General features: G+C 61.9%; 21 protein-coding genes. 14 read left to right on the forward strand and 7 right to left on the reverse strand.

The genetic code is table 11. From position 1 onward, the window contains the following. Window positions 1-15: 15 nt before the first annotated feature. From MMAR10_RS06775 to bcp, 3 genes are all read right to left on the reverse strand, one after another. Window positions 16-1,257, reverse strand: a complete 1,242-nt coding sequence (locus MMAR10_RS06775; protein WP_011643243.1) for a M23 family metallopeptidase — start codon at window positions 1,255-1,257, stop codon at window positions 16-18. 101 nt (window positions 1,258-1,358) lie between these two features. After that, the gene (locus MMAR10_RS06780) at window positions 1,359-2,174 is read right to left on the reverse strand and encodes a ferritin-like domain-containing protein (RefSeq protein WP_011643244.1); all 816 of its coding nucleotides are present in this window, start codon (window positions 2,172-2,174) and stop codon (window positions 1,359-1,361) included. After that, on the reverse strand, window positions 2,167-2,637 hold the full coding sequence (gene bcp, locus MMAR10_RS06785; RefSeq protein ID WP_011643245.1) for a thioredoxin-dependent thiol peroxidase: 471 nt from the start codon (window positions 2,635-2,637) through the stop codon (window positions 2,167-2,169). The genes MMAR10_RS06780 and bcp overlap by 8 nt, the downstream gene beginning before the upstream one ends. 103 nt (window positions 2,638-2,740) lie before the next feature. On the opposite strand from bcp, the gene MMAR10_RS06790 reads away from it, so the two are divergent. Beyond that, entirely contained in the window at window positions 2,741-6,229 is a 3,489-nt protein-coding gene (locus tag MMAR10_RS06790; RefSeq protein ID WP_011643246.1) for an AsmA-like C-terminal region-containing protein, read from the forward strand. Here the strand turns inward: MMAR10_RS06790 and tyrS are convergent, their stop codons facing one another. Then, entirely contained in the window at window positions 6,230-7,477 is a 1,248-nt protein-coding gene (gene tyrS, locus MMAR10_RS06795; RefSeq protein WP_011643247.1) for a tyrosine--tRNA ligase, read from the reverse strand. Window positions 7,478-7,540: 63 nt separating this feature from the next. Between tyrS and MMAR10_RS06800 the strand changes: the two genes are divergently transcribed. Then, window positions 7,541-8,647, forward strand: a complete 1,107-nt coding sequence (locus MMAR10_RS06800) for an anhydro-N-acetylmuramic acid kinase (protein WP_011643248.1) — start codon at window positions 7,541-7,543, stop codon at window positions 8,645-8,647. A 70-nt stretch (window positions 8,648-8,717) separates the two neighbouring features. Here the strand turns inward: MMAR10_RS06800 and MMAR10_RS06805 are convergent, their stop codons facing one another. Next, the gene (locus MMAR10_RS06805; RefSeq protein ID WP_011643249.1) at window positions 8,718-9,401 is read right to left on the reverse strand and encodes an alpha/beta hydrolase; all 684 of its coding nucleotides are present in this window, start codon (window positions 9,399-9,401) and stop codon (window positions 8,718-8,720) included. A gap of 208 nt (window positions 9,402-9,609) precedes the next feature. Here MMAR10_RS06805 and MMAR10_RS06810 point away from each other — a divergent pair, with 208 nt between their 5' ends. From MMAR10_RS06810 to MMAR10_RS06865, 12 genes are read left to right on the forward strand one after another with little or no spacing between them, the layout of a single operon-like run. After that, window positions 9,610-10,086, forward strand: coding sequence for an Rrf2 family transcriptional regulator (locus tag MMAR10_RS06810; RefSeq protein WP_011643250.1), 477 nt, complete (start codon window positions 9,610-9,612; stop codon window positions 10,084-10,086). A 5-nt stretch (window positions 10,087-10,091) separates the two neighbouring features. Further along, a complete protein-coding gene (locus MMAR10_RS06815) occupies window positions 10,092-11,255 on the forward strand; it encodes a cysteine desulfurase family protein (RefSeq protein WP_011643251.1) in 1,164 nt (387 codons plus the stop codon). Between the two features lies 1 nt (window position 11,256). Beyond that, window positions 11,257-12,732 carry a Fe-S cluster assembly protein SufB gene (gene sufB / locus MMAR10_RS06820; RefSeq protein WP_011643252.1) on the forward strand — a complete coding sequence of 492 codons (1,476 nt, stop codon included), beginning with the start codon at window positions 11,257-11,259 and terminating at the stop codon, window positions 12,730-12,732. Then, the gene (locus MMAR10_RS06825; RefSeq protein ID WP_011643253.1) at window positions 12,732-13,334 is read left to right on the forward strand and encodes a hypothetical protein; all 603 of its coding nucleotides are present in this window, start codon (window positions 12,732-12,734) and stop codon (window positions 13,332-13,334) included. Before sufB ends, MMAR10_RS06825 begins: the two co-directional genes overlap by 1 nt. Window positions 13,335-13,339: 5 nt before the next feature. Next, window positions 13,340-13,831: a cupin domain-containing protein gene (locus tag MMAR10_RS06830; protein ID WP_011643254.1), complete on the forward strand. Its 492-nt coding sequence runs from the start codon at window positions 13,340-13,342 to the stop codon at window positions 13,829-13,831. 13 nt (window positions 13,832-13,844) lie between these two features. Further along, window positions 13,845-14,510, forward strand: coding sequence for a hypothetical protein (locus tag MMAR10_RS06835; protein ID WP_150099728.1), 666 nt, complete (start codon window positions 13,845-13,847; stop codon window positions 14,508-14,510). A 37-nt stretch (window positions 14,511-14,547) separates the two neighbouring features. Continuing rightward, on the forward strand, window positions 14,548-15,312 hold the full coding sequence (gene sufC, locus MMAR10_RS06840; protein WP_011643256.1) for a Fe-S cluster assembly ATPase SufC: 765 nt from the start codon (window positions 14,548-14,550) through the stop codon (window positions 15,310-15,312). A gap of 3 nt (window positions 15,313-15,315) precedes the next feature. After that, a complete protein-coding gene (sufD, locus tag MMAR10_RS06845) occupies window positions 15,316-16,344 on the forward strand; it encodes a Fe-S cluster assembly protein SufD (protein ID WP_011643257.1) in 1,029 nt (342 codons plus the stop codon). Further along, window positions 16,341-17,582: a cysteine desulfurase gene (locus MMAR10_RS06850; RefSeq protein WP_011643258.1), complete on the forward strand. Its 1,242-nt coding sequence runs from the start codon at window positions 16,341-16,343 to the stop codon at window positions 17,580-17,582. Before sufD ends, MMAR10_RS06850 begins: the two co-directional genes overlap by 4 nt. A gap of 8 nt (window positions 17,583-17,590) precedes the next feature. Then, entirely contained in the window at window positions 17,591-18,007 is a 417-nt protein-coding gene (locus tag MMAR10_RS06855; RefSeq protein WP_011643259.1) for an SUF system Fe-S cluster assembly protein, read from the forward strand. 9 nt (window positions 18,008-18,016) lie between these two features. After that, window positions 18,017-18,376, forward strand: coding sequence for a HesB/IscA family protein (locus tag MMAR10_RS06860; RefSeq protein ID WP_011643260.1), 360 nt, complete (start codon window positions 18,017-18,019; stop codon window positions 18,374-18,376). Window positions 18,377-18,382: 6 nt separating this feature from the next. Continuing rightward, on the forward strand, window positions 18,383-18,973 hold the full coding sequence (locus tag MMAR10_RS06865) for a glutathione S-transferase N-terminal domain-containing protein (protein WP_011643261.1): 591 nt from the start codon (window positions 18,383-18,385) through the stop codon (window positions 18,971-18,973). Between the two features lie 58 nt (window positions 18,974-19,031). On the opposite strand, the gene MMAR10_RS06870 is transcribed toward MMAR10_RS06865, so the two are convergent. Together MMAR10_RS06870 and MMAR10_RS06875 are read right to left on the reverse strand one after the other, a co-directional pair. Next, complete coding sequence (locus MMAR10_RS06870; RefSeq protein WP_011643262.1) at window positions 19,032-20,084, reverse strand: GGDEF domain-containing protein; 1,053 nt, start codon at window positions 20,082-20,084, stop codon at window positions 19,032-19,034. A 154-nt stretch (window positions 20,085-20,238) separates the two neighbouring features. Beyond that, on the reverse strand, window positions 20,239-21,735 hold the full coding sequence (locus MMAR10_RS06875; protein WP_011643263.1) for a DEAD/DEAH box helicase: 1,497 nt from the start codon (window positions 21,733-21,735) through the stop codon (window positions 20,239-20,241). Window positions 21,736-21,788 lie beyond the last annotated feature (53 nt).

Here is a 21,788-nt window from a genome sequence, read left to right on the forward strand (position 1 = left end):
GACGAAGAGTCTTTGTTACCCTTGTTGAACATATTGGCCAGCTCTCAATAAACGCTCAGGATCGATTGCCGATCCGTTATACCAGACTTCATAGTGCAGGTGTGTGGCGGTACTGCGTCCTGTCGACCCCATGCCCCCGATACGCTGGCCGCGTTCGACAGTATCACCACGTCGCACGTCGATTTCATGGAGATGAGCATAACGGGTCACAAACCCATAGCCATGGTCGATCTCCACAGTGCGACCATAGCCGCCCCGCCAGCCGGCGTAAATGACACGGCCCGGCCCGGTTGCTTCAATGGGTGCCCGGCGATAGGCAGCGAAATCCATTCCGCGGTGCGAAGTCGGCCGTCCATTGAACGGATCGATTCGGACCCCAAAGTCGCTGGTTTGCCGATAGTTGTCGCCGACAGGTTCGCCCAGCGGGCCGACTTCGACAAAATCTTCCAGTTCTTCGACTTCCAGGAGCCGCGATGCGATTCGGGCGATTCGGCTCGAAAAGGCCTGATCCAGATTGACCGAGGATGTCGCGAAGGCGCCGGATTCAGAGATCGGAATGAACGGGCCACCGGTCTCGGTTGTATCGCGGTTCTCAGCAATGACGGTTTCCAGATCGAGCCCGGTCAAACGCAGCACTGCCCGCAGATTCTGGAGGCGGGCTTCGGTGGCATCTTCAGCCTGGGCGAGCACGCTGTCCTGTTCGCCCATGAGATAGGTGATCTGGTCCTCGGCTTCGCCTGATGAAGTTGCAGCAATTGCAATCAACGGGTCCCGCGCTTCGCGCGGGGTCGGATCAGCCGGTGTCGCGGCCATCAGGATGCGGCCATCAGCAAGGGCGGGAGAGGGCTCCATCTCCTGGCCGGTCAGCTGTTCGGCAAATTCGACCAGCTGACGAAGCGTCTCGTGGCGCATCTGAAATTCGTAGGCGGTCCGATCGAACTCTTCCATCCGCGATTCCATCAGCGAGATGGCAGTCGCTTCTGTGGCCCGCGCTTCGGCGACCAGGCGATGTGACTCGACCCGTTCGAGTTCGATCTCGTGTTCCTTGGCGGCCATGGCCTGGCCATGGAACGCGACAGATACGGTCGAAAAACACAGCCAGCCAGCCAGCACGGTCGCGCCGAGCAGGGCTGAAATCTGTACCGTTGTGGAGATCGCAAAATAGCGAACCTGACCATCGGAACGATGGTAGATTTGCCGGTCCGGAAACCAGCGTTGAGCCGTTCCCCAAACAGCTTCTTTCACTCGTGTGAACATGCAGTACGCCGCTCTGTTCCGATTGCCCCGGGCCCCAAGGCGAGCATGTGACACAAAATCAGCCCGAATATCAACAACTCCGATGCAAGAGATGCGCCGGACTAGGTGAGAGATTGGTAAAATTCGGGGAGAAGTTCCGCCGAGGCGCGTGCGTCCACGTTGAAAGGTGGTTTCAACGCGCCACCATAATGTCGGCGTACAAGGGTTTTGAACCAGTCAGCCGGATCTTCATCGGCGCGTTCGGCCAGATGCCGGAACCAGCGGACCCCAGCGGCAACATGTCCGACTTCTTCAGTGTAGATGACACGCAGGCAGTCGGCACTGTCGGTGTCTCCGACCGAAACGAGCCGGTTGATCATGCCCGGTGTGACGTCCAGGCCACGCGCTTCCAGCACCATCGGTGCTACGGCGAGGCGGGCGGCGAGCGAATGCCGGGTCGCCATGGCGGCGTCCCAGAGGCCGTCATGCGCTGGCATGTCGCCATAGGCGCCGCCCAGCTCGGCCAACCGCACAGTGATGAGTTTGAAGTGACGGGCTTCGTCATCACCGACCGTAATCCAGTCGGTGATGAAGTCATGGCGGCGTTCGTCAGCAATGGCCGGGTCGGTCGCGAAGCGCGCCAGGAGGTCAAAGGCCAGATCAATCGCATTCAATTCAATGTGGGCGACGGCGTGAAGCAGGGCGATCCGGCCGGCCGGCCCGTTCAGGCGCCGTCGCGGCACATCGCCCGGTGCGACCAGTTGCGGACGGGCGGGACGGGCCGGTCGGTCAGCCGGCGGTTCTGCGGTATCGGGAATCGTGCACCCGCCGCGGCGCCAGGCCCTGGCGACAGCATGCGCCCGCTCGGCCTTCTCAATCGGGTCGGCGGTTTCCAGCACGGTCCGGGCGAGTGCCGTAATGTCGGTTGGATCAGCCAAGTTCGCGGACCGCCTCAAGCACTTCGTCGACATGCCCCTTCACTTTGACCTTGTGCCAGATGCGCGCGACGTGCCCATCGCGATCGATCAGGAAGGTCGAGCGATCAATGCCCATATATTCACGTCCGTACAGCTTCTTGAGGACCCAGGACCCGTAGGCTTCGATCACCTCCGCCTCGGGGTCGGAGACCAGACTCACCTCAAGCCCATGTTTGGCCTTGAAATTGTCGTGTCTTTTGACGCTATCCTTCGACAGGCCGATGATAGTGGCGCCGGCCTCGCGGAAAGCTGCGCTGGCGGCAGTGAAATCGAGCGCCTGCGTGGTACAGCCGGGGGTGTCGTCCTTCGGATAGAGATAGAGGACGACGATCTGACCGCGCAGGTCCGCGAGGTCAATCGTGCCGCCACCGTCGGCGGGCAGTTTGAATGTCGGAGCAAGGTCGCCGGTTTTGAGTTCACTCATGTCATTTCCCCGTCTGGTTTCGCCTGCAAGGCCGTCAATGGCGAGTAATGTGCGGTTCCAGGTCGCTGCGTCCAGTGCGCGGACTGCGGGAAGGCAGGTCTGAATGCTGCGCAAGTCCGCCAAATGGACCCTGATCTATCTGCTCGAGGCCGTCGCTGCCCTGTTGGCGCTGACGATTTTCGCGATCGGCTTTGTGCTTTGGAGGTTGTCGTCAGGACCGGTGGAGCTGGAATTCCTGCGTGAGGACGCGCAGGCCATGCTGGCCACCGCCTTTGAGGGTGAGGTGGTTGCGCTCGGTTCGCTGCAGGCGCGCTTTGAACCGTCAACTCGTGCGATTGTGCTGGTCGCAACCGATGTCACGGTCGCCGAGGCCTCCGGCGAGGTTGTGACCCGGGCACCGCGAATCGAAGCGGGTCTCGCTGCCGATGCCCTGATCTTCGGGCGAATCGAACCGGTTGAGTTGACCATTGATGGCGGCTCGGTCTCGATTGTGCGGCGCGCTGACGGGGCTGTAGGCGCCGGCCTGGGCGGTGTTGACCGGATATCCTCGACGGCCCGACTGCCGGAGCGGGGCGGCGATGACAGTGTATCCCTGTTCGAGATCCTGGCGTCGTCCGGTGCGCCGGCCCAACTGGATCGCCTGCGGCATGTACGGATTTCCAATGCGGCAGTGCGGGTCGTCGACGATGTGGCGGGTCTGGCCTGGTTCATTGATTCCGCAGGCGTGTCGCTGGACCGGGATGACGCGCGAATCCTGGCCGAAGTGGAGGGGCGACTGGCCACCCCATCCGGCTTTGCGCCTGTCGATCTGAGACTTCGGGCCGGCACAGGGCTGGAAAGTTTGTTGCTCGAGATGAGCTTCAGCGATCTTTCTCCGGCGGGCATTCTGCCAGATACCGGTCCGGCGTCTGCCTTGAGGGCGCTCGACGCCCCGATCGCGCTCGACTTCGTGGTCGATGCGACCCGCGAAAACGGCATCCGCACGGCCTCACTACAGCTCGATATCGGGGCCGGCCAGATTCTGGTCGATGGTGAGAATCACGCATTCGAAGGGGCCAATCTCTATGCCAGTTTTGACCCGGTCGAGCGGGTCATGACGCTGCATGGCGGTCAGGCCAATTCCGTCCTGTTCGCCGCATCGATCGAGGGGCGGCTGACCGAAATCGGCAATTATGACGGGGCGCTGCCGACCCGGGCGCGGTTCGATCTGGCGATCGGCCCCGGCTTCGTTGATGTGGGCCCGGTGTTCGAACGTGCGCCCGAATGGGGCCTGTTGGCGGCCTCCGGAGAGATACGGCTGGACGAGCTTGCGTTGACGCTGGACCGGCTGGACGTCGAGATCGATACGATCCGGGCCGAGCTGACCGGCGGGCTGCAGCTGGAGCAGCGCCCGGACGGCAGCTGGCTGCCCAGCCTGCAGCTGGAAGGTCCGATCGCGGGAGACATCCAGCCGGAAACCGTGTTGGCCTATTGGCCGGTTGAACTCGCCGATGGTGGCCGGGAATGGGTTAGCGAAGGCATTCTGGGCGGGCGTTTCTACAATGCGCGGTTTTTTCTGGACCTGCCCGGCTCGGCCATTGAGGCGGGTGTGCTGGAAGATGATCGCATGCAGTTGAGCTTCGATTTTGAGGACGCGCATGTCCTGTACATCTCGACCATGACCCCGCTGACGGCCGGGCGCGGCGCGGCGGTCCTGCGCGGCAATTCCTTTGAGGTAATGCTGGAGCATGGGTGGGTCGGCGAAGTTGAGCTGACCGAGGCCTTCGTCGACCTTCCCCGTTTGAACCCGAAAGGGGCGATGGCCCGCTATGGAGGCCTTGCCCGGGGCGCGGCCTCCGACCTCTTGGCGCTTATCGATGAGGAGCCGCTGTTTCTGGTGTCTGATTATGGCCTGGATCCAGCCCTGGTCGGGGGCCAGGGGGACATGCGATTTGAGATCCATCGGGCCATGCTCACCGAGGTCGAGCCGGATGACATTCCCTTTTTTATCAGCGGCCGGCTCAACGGTGCTTCGCTTGACATACCGGGAACGGATTTTTCCCTGAGTGAAGGCGAGGTCGAGTTGGAGGCCAGCCAGGCCGGGCTTCAGGCCACGGGTACAGCGCGCCTCGTCGATGCTCCGGTGCGGATCGACTGGCGCGAGAGTTTCGGCCTTCCCGATGACGTCCCGTCGACCCGGATCGGCCTGCAAACGGTCATAAATGCTCGCACGCTCGACGGTTTCAACATGCCGGCCCGGCGTTTTCTTGACGGATCAATCCGCATCGCTGCCGAGGCGGTTTCGGATGGTCTGGATTTCCGATCGGTGCAGATCGAGGCAGACCTTCTCGATGCCTTGGTGGAGCTGCCGGGAAATGTCTGGGCCAAGGAGGTGGGCGAGCCGGGCCTGGCGCTGCTCGATCTGGTCCAACGTGAGGACGGCGGGTTTGATCTTGGAACGATAAGGATGGAGGCAGACGGGGCGGGCTTGCTGGCGAGCGCCCGGTTGAGCGAAGTCGGGGCCCTGGAGGATCTGACGCTCGACCGCCTGTTTGTGGACGGGATGCTGGATATCGCGGGCGAAATATCGCCCGCAATTGCGCCCGGCCAGCCGGTGCGGGTCCGGCTGGCGGGGCAGTATGCGGATGTCAGTGCCTTCATGCCCGACCTGGCGTCGATGGGCGGTGAGGGCGGCATCACGCTGCCCCTGTCACTGCAGGCGGATATCGGTCGGCTGACCCTGTCCGAGGAGAGCGTCCTCGACCAATTCAATCTTATTTGGCGCAGCGAAGCGGCAGGCATCCGTGCCGTCTCGGTGTCCGGGAATGCGTTCGACGGCCCATTCCAGGCGTCGTTTGGCGCCAGCGAGACCGGCGGGCAACGAGATTTCCGGATCGAGGCGCAGTCATTGCAACGCATTTCCGCCCTGCTCGGAATGGAGGGATATGCGCGTGGCGGGCAGGTGTCCGTCCTGGGCAGCGCGCCTCCGCTTGGCACGGATGGTCCGTTGACCGCCCGCGTTGAAATCCGCGATCTGACCCTGGTGCAGGTTCCTGTCCTGGCGCGGATCCTCGCTGCCGGCTCCTTCCAGGGGTTGGGTGCATTATTGAATGGCGAAGGGATCCGCTTTGACGCCGTTGACGCGGATATCGCCTATGAGGATGGCCTGCTGACCATTGGTGACGGGCGGGCCCAGGGAAGCGCCTTGGGCGTGACGGCTGCGGGTACTGTCGATTTCGCGGACAGGCGCGCGGCCATCGACGGAAATCTGGCGCCGTCCTACGTCATCAACTCGATGTTGGGCGGTCTGCCGGTAATTGGCGAGGTGCTCGTCTCCCGCCCGGGCGAGGGCGTGATCGGAATTACCTATTCGGTGGAGGGGCCCTTTGACAGTCTGACCGTCTTCGCCAATCCGCTCTCTGCGCTGGCACCGGGCGTCTTTCGGCGCATGTTCGAGGGAACTGCCGCCGAGCGGGCGGCTCGGGAGCGGGCCACTGACGTGGCTGACGATGGACAGTCAGTGGATGTCGAGCCCACTGAGCCTGAGCGGCCAAATCCGGATCAGGCCGTAACCGACACCGGAGCCACCGACGGACCGCCGGACGACAATTGATCAGACCGGTTTGGCCAGGGCGTGCCGCTTCTTGCCGATCGACAGCTTGATCGCACCATCGACCACATCATCGGCGCTCGCCATGGCGAAGGGGTCGGTCAGGACCTGATCATTGACCTTGGCGGCACCCGCCTTGATGTGACGTCGCATCTCGCCGTTGGAGGCGGCCAGCTCGGCGGCGACAAAGAGGCTCATCAGAGTGACCTCTCCCGAATCCAGACCCTCGAACTCGACGGTTGGAAGGGCGGCTCCGCTGCCTCCCTGGGCAAAGGTCTGCCGCGCTGTGGCTTCTGCCGCACTGGCTGCTTCGGCGCCGTGCAAAAGGCCCGTTGCCTCATTGGCAAGCCGGATTTTGGCATCGTTGATTTCGGCACCCTCAAGGGCTTCCAGTCGGGCGATTTCCGCCAGCGGGAGGTCGGTGAACAGGCGCAGGAATCGACCGACATCGGCGTCTTCGGTATTGCGCCAGAACTGCCAGTATTCATAAGCGCTTCGCATGTCGGCATTGAGCCAGACGGCGCCATCGGCGGTCTTGCCCATCTTGGCCCCGGACGACGTGGTGATCAGAGGTGTGGTGAAGCCATAGACTTCCTTCTGGTCGACACGCCGACACAGCTCGACACCATTGATGATATTGCCCCACTGGTCGCCACCACCCAGCTGCAGGGTACAGCCATAGCGTCGGTTGAGTTCGAGGAAATCGACCGCCTGCAGGAGCATGTAATTGAATTCCAGGAAGGTCAGCGGCTGTTCGCGATCAAGGCGCAGCTTGACCGAATCGAACGTCATCATCCGGTTGATGGTGAAGTGGGGGCCGAATTTGCGCAGGAATTCGATATAGCCGAACTCGGACAGCCACTCGTCATTGTTGACAAGAACGGCATCGGTCGGGCCGTCGCCGATCTGCACCAGCGGCCGGAAGGCTTGCAGGATGCCATCGATATTCGCGTCGATTGCTTCGTCGGTCAGCATGGAGCGCGACTTGTCCTTGCCGGACGGGTCACCGATCTTGGTCGTGCCGCCGCCCATCAGGATGATCGGCTTGTGGCCGGCCTGCTGGATTCGGCGCAGCATCATGATCTGAACCAGCGATCCGACATGCAGGCTGGTCGCCGTTGCGTCGAAGCCGATATAGCCCGTCACCACGCCATCCAAGGCGGCCTGGTCGAGGCCTTCAATGTCGGTGGCCTGGTTGAGGTAGCCGCGTTCAACGAGATCGCGCACCAGCTGGGACTTGTAATCGCTCATGAAGATGTCTCCTGATAGGACGCTTCTAGGTCGACTGGCGCGCCGGGAAAAGAGGGGGCTTGCATGAAGCGGATCATAGGTTTGATGAGCGGCACCTCGCTCGATGGCATTGATGCCGTCCTGCTCGAGACCGATGGCGACCGGATTGGCCGTTTCGGCCCCGGTGACACGCAGGCTTACTCGGACACTGATCGTTCCATTTTGCAGGACGCGGTGGACCGGGCCCTTGCCTGGGGATTTGCCGGGCCGCGGCCCGAATTTTCCGCAGCGGAGCAGGTCCTGACCTTGCGCCATGGCCTGGCGGTCCAGCGGGTGCTTGATGCTGCCGGCCTGGCGGCGTCGGACATTGATCTGATCGGCTTTCACGGCCAGACCGTGTTGCACAAGGCACCGTCCGCTGGCCGTCATGGTCAGACCCTGCAAATCGGCAATGGTACGGCGCTCGCCACAGCGACCGGCATCCCGGTCATCCATGATTTCCGATCGGCGGACATGGAGAAGGGTGGGCAGGGGGCGCCACTTGCCACGCTCTATCATGACGCCCTGGCCCGGCAATCCGGCCTCGAGCGACCTGTCGCGGTCCTCAATCTGGGCGGCGTCGCCAATGTTACCTGGCTGGGGGCGGGATCGGGTGCCATTGCTTTCGACACCGGGCCCGCGAACGGGCTGATTGATGCCTGGTGCCAGCGGATGATCAGCGCGCCCTATGATGCCGGTGGCGCGCTTGCGGCGACCGGGGCGGTCAATGAAGCGGCGCTCGAGGCGTTGCTGGCACATCCCTTCTTCAAGCTCGCGCCGCCCAAGTCCCTTGATCGCTGGGACTTCACGCTGGATCCCGTGTCAGGCCTGTCGGCAGGAGATGGTGCCGCGACGCTCACAGCCTTCACTGCCCGGACCGTGGCGGGCGCCATCGCGGCCCTTGGGCATCCCTCCCGCGTCCTGGTGACCGGAGGCGGGCGGCACAATCCAAGCCTGATGTCGATGCTGGCTGCTTGCCTCGGCCTTGAACCGGAACCCGTTGAAGCGGTTGGCTGGCGGGGCGACCTGCTGGAGGCCGAGGCGTTTGCCTGGCTGGCGGCCCGCGTCGAAGCAGGGCTGCCTACGAGCCTGCCGTCCACGACCGGCGCCAGCGAGCCGGTGTCCGGCGGGACACTGTCGCAGCCGCAATAACGCCTGATCCTGACATGAAAAAGCCCCGGCCTTCCAGCCGGAGCTTTTGCTTGTTGTCCTGAGGTCGGCCTCAGCGCTTGCCGGTGATGGTTCGCTCGGAGCGCTCTTTCTCGACCAGAGGCAGGCGGGACTCCAGATAGGTCTCGATATGGCCTTCGAGCACATCGAGATGCTCGGAGAAAAGGTGGTTGGCATCCGGAACGACCTCAGTCGTGATCTCGATGCCCTTCTGGACGCGGACCTTGGACATCACGCGTTCGACGTCTTCGGGCGGGACAATCTTGTCGGCCGATCCATGCACGATGATGCCTGAGGCCGGGCAGGGCGCCAGAAAGGTGAAGTCATACATGTTTGTGGGCGGTGCCACGGATATGAAGCCGGCAATCTCCGGGCGGCGCATCAGAAGCTGCATGCCGACCCAGGCGCCGAAAGAGTGGCCGGCGACCCAGCAAAAGCGCGCGCCTTGGTTATAGCCCTGAACCCAGTCCAGAACCGTCGCTGCGTCTGAGAGCTCGCCTAGGCCCTGGTCATAGCTGCCCTGGGAGCGTCCAACGCCGCGGAAATTGAACCTCAGGGTCGCAAAGCCGCGTTTGCGGAAGACGTCGTACATCATGTCGACGGACGGGTTTTCCATATGCCCGCCGCCGAGCGGATGGGCATGCAGGATCAAGGCGATCGGTGCAGTAGGGTCTTCACTCGGGCTGTAGCGCCCTTCAAGCCGGCCGGCTGGGCCGGGGATGATCACGTCAGGCATTCAAATCCGCCTTTTGGGTCGTTGCGTCTGGGTCCTGTGAATATGCGGCATTTCGTCCGTTGCAAGTGCGCAGAAGTGTGCCCATATTCTTGACTAATTGACTCGGATATTGGACGAGCGTGCCTCTCAACGAGGCCCGTTCTCCTCCGGAAAGGCGGGTCTTAGCATGATCGACCGGCTCGATGCGAGTGTTTAAGGAGGTAAATGCATGAAGCTGAGCACAAAAGGACGCTATGCGGTGATGGCCATGGCCGACCTGGCGGATGCCGCCGAGGCTGGCCCGGTTACCTTGAGCGACATTGCCTCGCGCCAGTCGATTTCATTGTCCTACCTCGAACAATTGTTCGCAAAACTGCGCCGCGCCGACATCGTGTCGTCCGTGCGGGGGCCGGGCGGTGGTTACCGGCTCAGTCGAACGGCCAGCGAAATCCGGATTTCCGACATCATCCTGGCTGTGGACGAGCCTCTGCGCGCGACTCGCTGCTCCGAGGCCAAGGGGTGTCTGAGCGATGGCCGGCGCTGCATCACCCACGACCTGTGGGACGAGTTGGGGCGGCACATATATCTGTACCTGTCATCGGTCACCCTGGAGGACGTGCTGGAGCGGCGGCTGTTCGGGTCTGCCAATGGCGCGACCGGACGCCTTGCGCCGGCAGCGACCAGTTCGACCCGCGCGGCTGAATAGACCTCATGCGCACTTATCTTGATCACAACGCGACCACCCCGGTCCGGCCAGCTGCGATGGCCGCCATGACCGAGGTTATGACGCAGGTTGGGAATCCGTCCTCCGTACACGCGGACGGACAGGCTGCCCTGGCGCGAGTCGAGGCGGCGCGACGGGTGGTCGGCAAGGCGCTGCGCGCACGGCCCGAAGATGTCATTTTCACATCCGGTGGTACCGAAGCGTTGAACCTGGCGCTTCATGCCGCGATCACGGCCGGCGGCGCCGACCGGATCATTGTCACGGCTCTGGAGCATGAAGCCGTCGCTGCAACGGCACGGGCCAGCGGGCTTCCGGTAGAGACCTGGCCGGTCAATGCCGACGGTATTGTCGAAATCAGCTGGCTCGCGGACCGTCTGTCCGCATGGTCAGATGATGATGGCCGCCCGGTTCTGGCGATGATGCTGGCGAGCAACGAAACCGGCACGATCCAGCCGGTCCGGGATGCTGCGGCGCTTGTTCGCGGAGCCGGTGGGCTGAGCGTGGTCGATGCGATCCAGGCGGTTGGCAAGGTCGACGTCGATTTCGCCGCACTGGGCTGTGACTATCTGGCGATCTCGGCGCACAAGTTTGGCGGCCCCCAGGGCGTCGGCGCCCTGCTGGCGGCCTGCGGTTCGCCCATGTCCAGGCACCATCATGGTGGCGGGCAGGAGAAGGGGCGCCGTGCTGGCACCCTCAATGTCGCAGGCATTGTCGGGCTCGCAACGGCCCTCGACGAGGCTGTGGCCACACTTGATGAGTATTCGGCTTTGGCAGCTCAGCGTGACCGCATGGCGACGGCAATTCGCGCCGTAGCGCCAGAGGTGATCGAAATCGGCGCGGGTGCACCCCGTCTGCCCAACACGCTTGGCATGAGCCTGCCCGGCTGGCCCGGTGCGACGCAGGTCATGGCGCTCGATCTGGATGGTGTGTCGATCAGTGCCGGTTCGGCCTGCTCGTCCGGAACCTCCAAAGGGTCAAAGGTCGGAACCGCGCTCGGCCTGCCCGAAGACGCGTCACAGGGCTTCGTGCGTGTAAGCCTGGGTTGGAATTCAAAACCGGATGATGCAGACGCCTTCATCAAGGCGTGGACGGCGGCGTATGCGCGCGCCGCATTGCCATCAAAGCAAATGCCTGAGGAGGCGGTAGGATAACATGGCCGCAGTCAAGGAAACCATCGAAGACGTCCGCAATCTGGAAGCCGACAAGTACAAGTACGGCTTCACGACGGACATCGAACAGGATCTCGCCCCCAAGGGGCTGAATGAAGAGATCGTACGCCTCATCTCTGCCAAGAAGGGCGAGCCGGAGTGGATGCTGCAATGGCGCCTGGAGGCGCTTGAGCGCTTCAAGGCGATGAAGGAGCCTGAGTGGGCGAAGGTCAATTATCCCAAGATCGACTATCAGGACATCCACTACTATGCCGAGCCCAAGGACGGTGCCAAGTATGACAGCATTGACGATGTCCCCGAGGAAATCCTCGCCGACTTCGCCAAGCTGGGCATCTCGCTGAAGGAGCAGGAGGTCCTGCTGGGCGTGAAGGGATCTGAGAACCGGGTCGCTGTTGATGCGGTCTTTGACTCGGTGTCTGTGGTCACGACCTTCAAGGCCGAGCTGGCCAAGGCCGGGGTGATCTTCTGCTCGATCTCCGAAGCGCTGCGCGAGCACCCCGAGCTGGTGAGGAAGTATCTCGGCTCGGTCGTGCCAGCCTCGGACAATTTCTTTGCCACGCTGAACACGGCTGTCTTCTCGGACGGGTCCTTCGTCTATGTCCCGCCGGGCGTTCGCTGCCCGATGGAGCTATCCACCTATTTCCGGATGAATGCGCAAGGCACCGGCCAGTTCGAGCGCACGCTGATCATCGCCGACAAGGGCGCTTATGTGTCCTATCTGGAAGGCTGCACAGCGCCGATGCGCGATGAGAACCAGCTGCATGCCGCCGTGGTTGAGCTGGTCGCGCTGGACGATGCCGAGATCAAGTATTCCACCGTCCAGAACTGGTGGCCGGGGGATGAGAACGGCAAGGGCGGGGTCTATAATTTCGTCACCAAGCGCGGCGACTGCCGGGGCAGGAACTCCAAGATCTCCTGGACCCAGGTCGAGACCGGCTCCGCCATCACCTGGAAATACCCGTCCTGCATCCTGCGCGGTGAAAACTCGCGCGGCGAGTTCTATTCGATCGCGGTGACCAATGGCCGTCAGCAGGCCGATACCGGCACCAAGATGATCCATCTCGGCAAGGGGTCTACCAGCCGCATCATCTCCAAGGGCATATCTGCCGGCCGCTCCGACCAGACCTATCGCGGCCTGGTCTCGGTGCATGCCAAGGCCGAGGGCGCGCGCAATTTCACCCAGTGCGACAGCCTTCTGATCGGTGATCAATGCGGCGCCCACACCGTGCCCTATGTCGAATGCAAGACGCCGAAGGCGGTACTCGAGCACGAGGCGACGACGACCAAGCTCTCCGAAGACCAGCTCTTCTACGCCCGCCAGCGCGGCCTCGGCGAAGAGGCGGCGACGGCTTTGCTGGTCAATGGCTTCGTCCGTGATGTGCTGCAGCAATTGCCGATGGAGTTTGCGGTTGAAGCGCAGGCTTTGCTCAAGGTCTCGCTTGAGGGGAGTGTGGGCTAGTGAAGCGGCTCTTGCGCATTGTCTGGCAAGGATTGCTTCCGGTCTGGGGGCTTTTGGTGCTGTGCGCTCTGGCGGGCCAATGGCTGTACTTCGAAGTGCTCTGGCAGCCGAATTTCTCATTTGAACGCCGGGCCGATGAGCTTGGACAGGTCATGTCGCCGTCCGGTTTGCTTTCGTTGCGGGCACGCACAGTCACAAACGGGATTGTCAGAGATGGCGAAACGAGCTGGTCGGATCCTGTGTCGGTCCTGACGCTTGTCGCAGACGATACAGAACATCCCGTCGCTTACATGTCCGTCGCGGCGAACGACGAATTATTGCCACTTGAGCAGGATGAACGGCTTGATATCGCATGGCTGGATGAAGATCGAGCGATCGTGACGTATTGCGGTGTCCGGCTTGGTTCGATGATCAATGCGATCACATTGAGGACTGACCCGGAGTCCATATCAAGTCCGGTTAGATTGAATGTCGAAATCGAGTTCAATCGCCGTGATGGCTGTGAGCTAGCTCCGCCGCCAGGCTTGATGTATCCCGGCAGGAGTGGCGACGCGATTTTGTACGGGCAAACGGGTACCACTTCGTCGGAAGAGGACGAGTAACACCAATGGCCCGCTCTCCCATCACCCATATAGACGACGCGCCGCTGGAAAACCTGGCCCATGGCGAGACCTTCTCGGCCGACCTGGCACCGCTCGGGCCGTTGATCGGCCTGCAGCAACTCGGCTGTTCGCTGGCCATTGTACCGCCGGGCAAGACGGCTTTTCCCTATCACAATCACCACGCCATCGAGGAGGCGATCATCATCCTTGAAGGCGAGGGCACCTATAGATTTGGCGAGGACCGCCACACCGTGCGCGCCGGCCATGTCCTGGCCGCGCCGACCGGTGGCCGCGACGTAGCGCATCAATTGCTCAATACCGGTGCAGCCGACCTCAAATACATCTGTGTTTCGACCCAACAGCCGGTCGATGTGGTCGAGTATCCGGACTCAAACAAGGTCGGGGCCGTACATTGGTCGCCGACCGATGATGACGCCATTTTCCGGCACCGCGCCTTTGCGGCCGAGCCGGTGGATTACTGGGAAGGTGAGGACTGAGATGGGTGTGTTCATGCAAGCCGCTGCTGTTCTGATGCTGGGCGGTCTCGCCGCCGGGATTGCCGTGTCGCAGTCCGGGCGCGATGGCGCGTCGATTGTCGAGGAAACTGTCCCGGCCTGCGATCAGGCCGAGTATGACGGGGCGCATCAGGACTGTGTCCTGCAGCTCGCAAATGGCTTGCTCGTCGTGCGCGTGTCTGAAGGTGGAACTGATGAGTGGGGCGATCCGATCGAGCGCGCGGATCTCAGTTTCCACCGGGCCGATGGCTTTACCCAGTCTTTCGACGGTACGCTCGGATCGAGCTTCATGCAGCCGACTGCAGAAGACGTTGATGGCGATGGCGATCTGGACCTCCTGCTGCCGCAGGCGACCGGCAATGTGAACACGACCTCCCAGGTCTGGCTGCAAGGCGAAACGGGCTTTGTCGCGGCCGGGAGCATCAACGGGATCGGTATTGAACCAGTAGGCGGCGGCCTTATGTCCGTAGCGGCACGGTCCAGCGCGGCCGAGTGGGAGACGACCTACTACATCGCACGCGACAACCGATTGATTGGCCTTTTCAGCGTCTCCACCGACTTCTCCGACGGAAGTTGTGCGGTCAATGACTGGGATGGCGGACTGGCCGAGGCCGGGATGACACTCGACGACGCCACAGCGCGCTTTTGCGACGCCGACTGAACACACCTGACACGCCGACAAGAAGAACGAGACGAAGATGCTGAAGATCAACGACCTCAAATGCAAAGTCGAAACCCAGGACGGCGAAGAGAAGGCGATCCTGAAAGGGTTGTCGCTCGAAGTGCCGGCTGGCGAGGTCCACGCGATCATGGGGCCGAACGGGTCTGGCAAGTCGACCCTGTCCTATGTCCTGACGGGCCGCGACGGCTATGAGGTCACCGGCGGTGAGATGCGCTTTGCCGACGAAGACCTTGCAGAGCTGGCCCCGGAAGAACGTGCCGCCCTGGGCCTTTACCTGTCCTTCCAGTATCCGGTCGAGATCCCGGGCGTGCCGACCATCACCTTCCTCAAGGAAGCCCTCAATGCCCAGCGCGCCACGCGCGGCGAGGAAGAGGTCACGGCGCCGGAATTCATGAAGCTGATCCGCGCGAAGGCGAAACAGCTCAATGTGTCGATGGACATGCTCAAGCGGGCGGTGAATGTCGGCTTTTCCGGTGGTGAGAAGAAGCGGATGGAAATCCTCCAGGCGCTGGTGCTGGAACCCAAATTCCTGATCCTCGACGAGACCGATAGTGGCCTCGATATTGATGCCCTCAAGATTGTGTCCGACGGCGTCAACGCCCTGCGCTCGCCTGAGCGCGGCATGTTGGTGATCACGCATTATCAGCGCCTGCTCGACCACATCACGCCGGACGTGGTCCACGTCATGGCCAATGGCCGCATCGTCAAATCCGGTGGGCCGGAACTGGCCCGCGAGCTGGAAGCCGAAGGCTATGACAAATATCTCGGCGAGGCGGCCTGACGCATGACCGCAACGCTGACCCATACACCGGCCGAACAGGCCCTGATCGACGTACTCGACGGCGCGACCGGCTGGAGCGCACAATTGCGCGAAGCGACGCGCAAGGACGGCCTGCCAACCCGTCGCCACGAATTGTGGAAATGGTCCGACCTGCGCCGCGCTGCCAATGACGTGACGACAGCAGGAATGCTCGAGGTAACGGGAGCCGATGCCCTGGCGACCATCGCGGAGGGTGATCGCATCGAGTTGTCTGTCACGGCCTCGGGCGGCGCCTGTGCGGGTGAGGCCGAACTGGTCGTGCCTGCAGGCGTCAGGCTTACCCTGATCGAGCGCCTGGCCGGTGAGGCCGGGGCGCTGGGCAATTGGCATATGAGCATCCGGATCGAGGCCGGCGCATGGCTCGACCGCATCGTTGTCGCTGATCATCATCAGGCTGCGGTTTTTGTCGGGTCGGCGGAGATCACGCTGGCAGAGGGCGCTCACCTGAACCAGACCATGATCGATACCGGGGCGAAGCTGTCGCGCAACGAGACCCATATCTATCATCCGGGGCAGGGCGCGACCGTCGATCTGGGTGGTGCCTATGTCCTCGCGGCGGGGCGTCACGCTGACACTACGACTGTTGTCCATCACGCCGGCCCTGGCTGTCAGACAAAGCAGCTCGTCAAGGGTGCAGTCGCGTCTGGCGGCCATGGCGTCTTCCAGGGCAAATTCATCGTCGACCGGATCGCCCAGCAAACCGATGCGCGGATGACGCACCGGGCCCTCATGCTCGGCGAGAAGGCCGAGATCGATGCCAAGCCCGAGCTGGAGATCTATGCCGACGATGTCCAGTGCGCGCACGGTAACGCCCTCGGCACGCTGGACGAAACGGCGCTCTTCTATATGCGCCAGCGCGGTCTACCTGAAGTCAAGGCGCGGGCCCTGCTGATTGAAAGCTATCTTGCCGAACCACTGGACATGATCAGCGATGAAGCCTTGCGCGAGGAACTCAAGTCGATCCTGCGTCAACGACTGGGAGCGCTGTCATGACCGCGCAGTCCGCCATCAAGGCGCCGCTGAACATTGATGCTATCCGCGCGGAGTTCCCGATCCTGCAGCGGGAAATCAACGGCTATCCCCTTCGCTATCTCGACAATGCGGCCTCGGCACAAAAGCCGGAATTCGTGATCGAGAGCATTGCGGGCGTCTACCGGGCCTCCTACGCGAATGTGCATCGCGGACTCCATACGCTGGCCAATGAGACCACCGAGGAGTTCGAGAAATCCCGCGAGGATGTGCGCCGTTTTTTGAACGCGCCGCGCAGCGAGGAGATCGTCTTTACGCGCGGCTCGACCGAAGCGATCAATCTGGTTGCCCACTCTTTCGGCCAATTACTGCAGCAAGGTGACGAGATCATCATCTCGCAGATGGAGCACCATTCGAACATTGTGCCCTGGCGCTTACTCGCTGATTCAAAAGGGTTGAACTTGCGATGGGCACCGGTCACCGATAGTGGTGAACTGGATTATCCACAATTGGCAGACATGGTTAATGAGCGGACGCGACTGATCGCCATCTCGCACATGTCGAATGTCACCGGCACGATCAACGACGCGGCACGGATCGTCGAGATCGCGCGATCCCGCAGCGTGCCGGTCTTGCTCGATGGCTCGCAATCAGCGGTCCATCTGCCCGTCGATGTTCAGGCACTGGATTGCGACTTTTTCGTCTTCACCGGTCACAAGCTCTACGGCCCGTCCGGTATCGGCGCCCTCTATGCCAAGGGTGACTGGCTCGACCGGCTACCCCCCTATATGGGCGGCGGCGAGATGATTGCAGACGTGTATGAGGACCGGGTCACCTTTGCCGATGTGCCGCACAAATTTGAAGCCGGAACGCCGGCCATTGCCGACGCGATCGGTCTGGGCGCCGCCATCCGCTGGCTCGAGCGTCATGACCGCATGGCGGTGCTGGAACATGAGCGCGCCCTGATGGATCGGGCGATGGCCGGTCTGGCAGAAATTGACGGTCTGCGCGTTGTGGGAACCGCCCAGGACAAGGGCGCGATCATCTCCTTCACCCTCGATGGCGCGCACCCGCACGACGTGGCGCAGATCCTCGACAAGTACGGGGTTGCCGTGCGGGCCGGGCATCATTGTGCCCAACCCCTGATGCGCCGCATGGGTGTCAGCTCGACCGCGCGCGCCAGTTTCGCCATCTACAACACAATTGAAGAGGCCGATGCGTTTGTCGACGCATTGAAAAAGGCCCGCGACTTCCTCATCTAGGTAGGACCATGACCGAACAATCCACCCGTGACGTGATCGATCTGTCGACGCCCGCCGATGCGCCGGCCACCGCTCCTGCCAGGCCGGCGGACGGAACTGGCGCGATTCCGGCTGACGAGCTGGCCCGGATCACCGACGCCGTCGTCGAGGCATTGAAGTCTGTCTATGACCCGGAAATCCCGGTTGATATCTATGAGCTGGGTTTGATCTACAAGGTCGATCTGGAAGACGACCGGACCCTCAAGGTCCAGATGTCCCTGACCGCGCCGGGTTGCCCGGTTGCGGGTGAAATGCCGGGATGGGTCCAGGAAGCGGTCGAGAAGGTGGACGGGGTGGAGAAGGCTCTGGTCGACCTGACCTTCGAACCGCCCTGGACGCCGGACCGGATGTCGGATGAAGCGCGTCTTGCGCTCAACATGTTCTAGGAGACCGAAGTGGCTGTTCGTGAGCGACCCAAGGCTGTGAGCCTGACCGAAGCCGCCGCTGAGCGGGTCAAGGCATTGATGGCCCAGCGCGGCGCCGGTTTCTTGCGCGTCGGCGTGAAGAATGGCGGCTGCGCCGGCATGGAATACGAGATGGCCTATGTGGATGCGCCCGGACCGCTTGATGAGCGTGTCGAGGACCACGGTGTGGAGATCGTCCTGGAGTCCAAGGCCCTCCTGTTCCTGCTTGGAACCCAGATCGATTATGAGATTTCGCCTCTTCATGCGAAATTCGTGTTCAACAACCCCAACCAGACCGATGCGTGTGGGTGCGGGGAGAGCGTGACGATTGTGCCTGTCAAGGAAGTCTGACCAGCCATGAAGCTCATTATATCTGCCACCTCTCCCTATTCCCGCAAATGCCGCGTCATGGTGCACGAGCTGGGTCTTGCGGACCGGGTTGAGGAGATTGAATCACACCCGTTTGATGACGATCCGGCGCTGCTTCAGGCCAATCCGCTTGGCCGTGTGCCCTGTCTCGTGCTCGATGACGGTCAGGCCTTTACTGAGAGTGCGCTGATTGCTGATTACTTGTGTGAACAGGCGGAAGTGGCTTGGCCACGGGACTGGAATGACAAACGTCTTGAGGCTCTGGGCAATGGGTTGCTTGATCTGACCGTGGCCCGACGGGTGGAAATGGTAAGGGATGAGGGCATCCAGTCCGCTTATTGGATCGGACGCCGCGAACGCGGGATCATGCGTGCAGTCGATGAATTGGAAGCGGGGATGGGCGCACTCGGTACTGTTCTCGCCCAGGGCCCTCTGACGATGGCTGTCGCTCTGTCCTATATGGATTTCCGCTATCCGGAGAGCCAATGGCGATCTGGCCGGCCGCGCCTGACGGCGATGCTCGAGGCCTGGGAGGCGAGGCCCAGTTTTGCCAATACCGGACCGCCAGCTCCCGGTTGATATGAAAAAAGCCGCCCGATGGGGCGGCTTTTTTATTTGATGATGGCAGTCAATGGAGTCAGGCCGCGCTGCGAGACGGGGCGCGGCTGTTGTCGACCGTGGTCCGGTTGCGCCCTTCGGTCTTGGATCGGTAAAGATTGGTGTCCGAGCGTTCAATCAGTTCCTCGATCGATTCGCCTTCGTGATAGGTCGCGATCCCGAGAGAAACGGTGATATTGCCCAAGTCTTCATTGGTCGATTTGCGAAGAAGTTTTTTCGACTCAACGGTCTTGCGAATTTTTTCGGCAACCTGTTCGGCGACATTCGGTGCGGTGTTCGGCATCACGATTCCAAACTCCTCACCACCATATCGGGCGACAAGGTGATTTTCGCCAGCATGTCGGGTCAGGCAGCCGGCTACAAAGCGAATAATCTGGTCGCCGGTCTGATGGCCCCAGGTGTCGTTGAAGCGCTTGAAGAAATCGATATCGCAAAGAATCAGGCTGAGCGGCTGTTTCTTGGTATCCGCGTCGCGGCGGGCGCGGCGCAGGGATTCGTCAAAACGCTTGCGATTGGCAATGCCGGTGAGGGCATCCGTCATCGCTTCTTCACGGACTTTTTCCAGATTGGTCCGAAGCTGGGTGACTTCGTTCGAGGTCGCCTGCAAGCGGTCCTCGAGGGCCTGGCTGCGACGCTGCATGCGGGCGGTCGCTGAGACAAGGCTCTCGACAAGTTTTTTCATGCCCGGTGCGTCCGGAGTTGCGGTCAGCTCGTGGCTCGCACCTTCCAGAGCTTTCCCATAGGCAGCGGTGTCGCGCTCGGCCGCTTCAAGTGTTTCCTGAACAGCGCCAAGTTCGCGGCACATGACGCCGCCGCTTTCCAGAATAGCATCCTGGATGGCTTTCCACTGGAAGTACTGTTCGAACAATTCGTTGTTGACGGTTTCCGAGAAATCGCCGCCCGATTCGATGTGGTTCTTGAGTGTTTCACAAAGCTCTGGATTGGTGTCGCTGGCGAAGCAGACCCACACGGAATAGTTTTCCGGGGTCGGCGCTACGCCGAATTGATCCATGAGATCCAGCGCCTTGAGCGCGAACTCACGTCCTTCTTTGCCAAGCAGTCGACCGTTCACCAGAAAGTCCTTTCCTGCGGAGGCGAATAACTTCGCCCTGCGGTTAACGAGGAAGCTAACCGGCAAACGGAAAGAAGAGGTAAAAATTGGTCATAGCGTATGAGTTGGAGTCACCCACTGACCAATACCCTGTCGCAAGGGGACGGGGGTGAGCTTACCGATCTGCGTTCATAAAACTGGGGACATGGTCGCCAAAACCGATGGTCGAACGTTCTTTGTCCTGACCTCGGTCGCGCTTCGACCCGGACCGGCGGTTTGATTGCCGCTTGCTGGGAGATGTGTTTTCACGAGCCGTTTCAGTGTCCTGAGCCTGCTTGACCGGGGCGGTGTCCACGATTGCGGCGTCCGCAGTTTCTGGCTCAGCGGCCGGAGAAGGGGTTTTCGGCGGGGCTTCGGCCTCAGCGGATTTGCGAGAAACGCGTGGCTTTCTTGTGCGTGTCCGTGTCGACGCTGTTTTTGGCGCAGCCGCTTCTGACTTGGCGTCGGGTGACGACGCTTTGGACGCCGGCGCGTCGCCATTGCCGTCCAGAACCAGCTCCGGAATCTCTTCCTTGATGAGCTTCAGCACCGCGGCGAGTGATTTTTCATCGCCCGGCGCAAAAATCGTGACCGATTCACCGGATTTGCCGGCGCGCCCGGTGCGGCCAATCCGGTGCACATAATCATCGGCATGGTGGGGCATGTCGTAGTTGAAGACGTGGCTGACATCGGGAATGTCGAGACCGCGTGCGGCCACATCGCTGGCCACCAGGAAGCGGAGTGTGCCGGCCTTGAAGTCGGCGAGCGTTGCTGTGCGGGCCGATTGATCGAGATCGCCATGGATGGGCGCAGCTGAAAAACCGTGGCGCTGGAGCGAGCGGGCCACAACGTCGACATCGCGTTTGCGATTGGAGAAGATGATACCGTTTTTCACGCCTTCGCGTGACATCGCCTGACGCAGGGCGAGGCGTTTGGCCTTCGCCGAATTGTCTGTCAGGCGGATCATCAGCTGTGTGATATTGGCGCCGGTCTGGGCCGGGCGGGAGACTTCGACACGCTCGGGATCGCGCAGGAAACGGTCGACCAGGCTCTGGATTTCCTTCGGCATCGTGGCCGAGAAGAACAGGGTCTGGCGTCGCGGAGCCGGCGGCACCAGCGAGAAGATTTTCTCGAGATCCGGGATGAAGCCCATGTCCAGCATGCGGTCGGCCTCATCGACCACCAGCATCTGAACGCCGGTCATCAGGAGTTTGCCACGGCCGAAATGATCGAGCAGGCGACCGGGGGTCGCGATCAGGACGTCGGCGCCCTTATTGAGGATTTCTTCCTGCGGTCCAAAGGCCACGCCGCCGATCAGCAGGGCCATCGAGAGTTTCTGGCCCTTGGAATAGGTTTCGAAATTCTCGGCACACTGGGCCGCCAGTTCGCGCGTCGGTGCAATGATCAGGGAGCGAGGCATGCGGGCCTTCGCCCGGCCACGCGACAGGCGCTCGATCAGTGGCAGCGTGAAGGAGGCCGTCTTGCCGGTACCGGTTTGGGCAATGCCAAGCACGTCGCGCCCGGCAAGCGCCGCAGGAATGGCGCCGGCCTGGATCGGGGTCGGTTCGCTATAGCCAGCCTCTTGGATGGCTTCGAGTAGTTTTGGGCTCAGACCCAGTTCTGCGAACGTCATGGCATCCTTTGGCTTGACCTGAAATCAGGACGGCCGCGCCGTAGTGGCGCGGC

Origin of the sequence: Maricaulis maris MCS10 (assembly GCF_000014745.1) — a bacterium.
Lineage (GTDB): Bacteria > Pseudomonadota > Alphaproteobacteria > Caulobacterales > Maricaulaceae > Maricaulis > Maricaulis maris_A.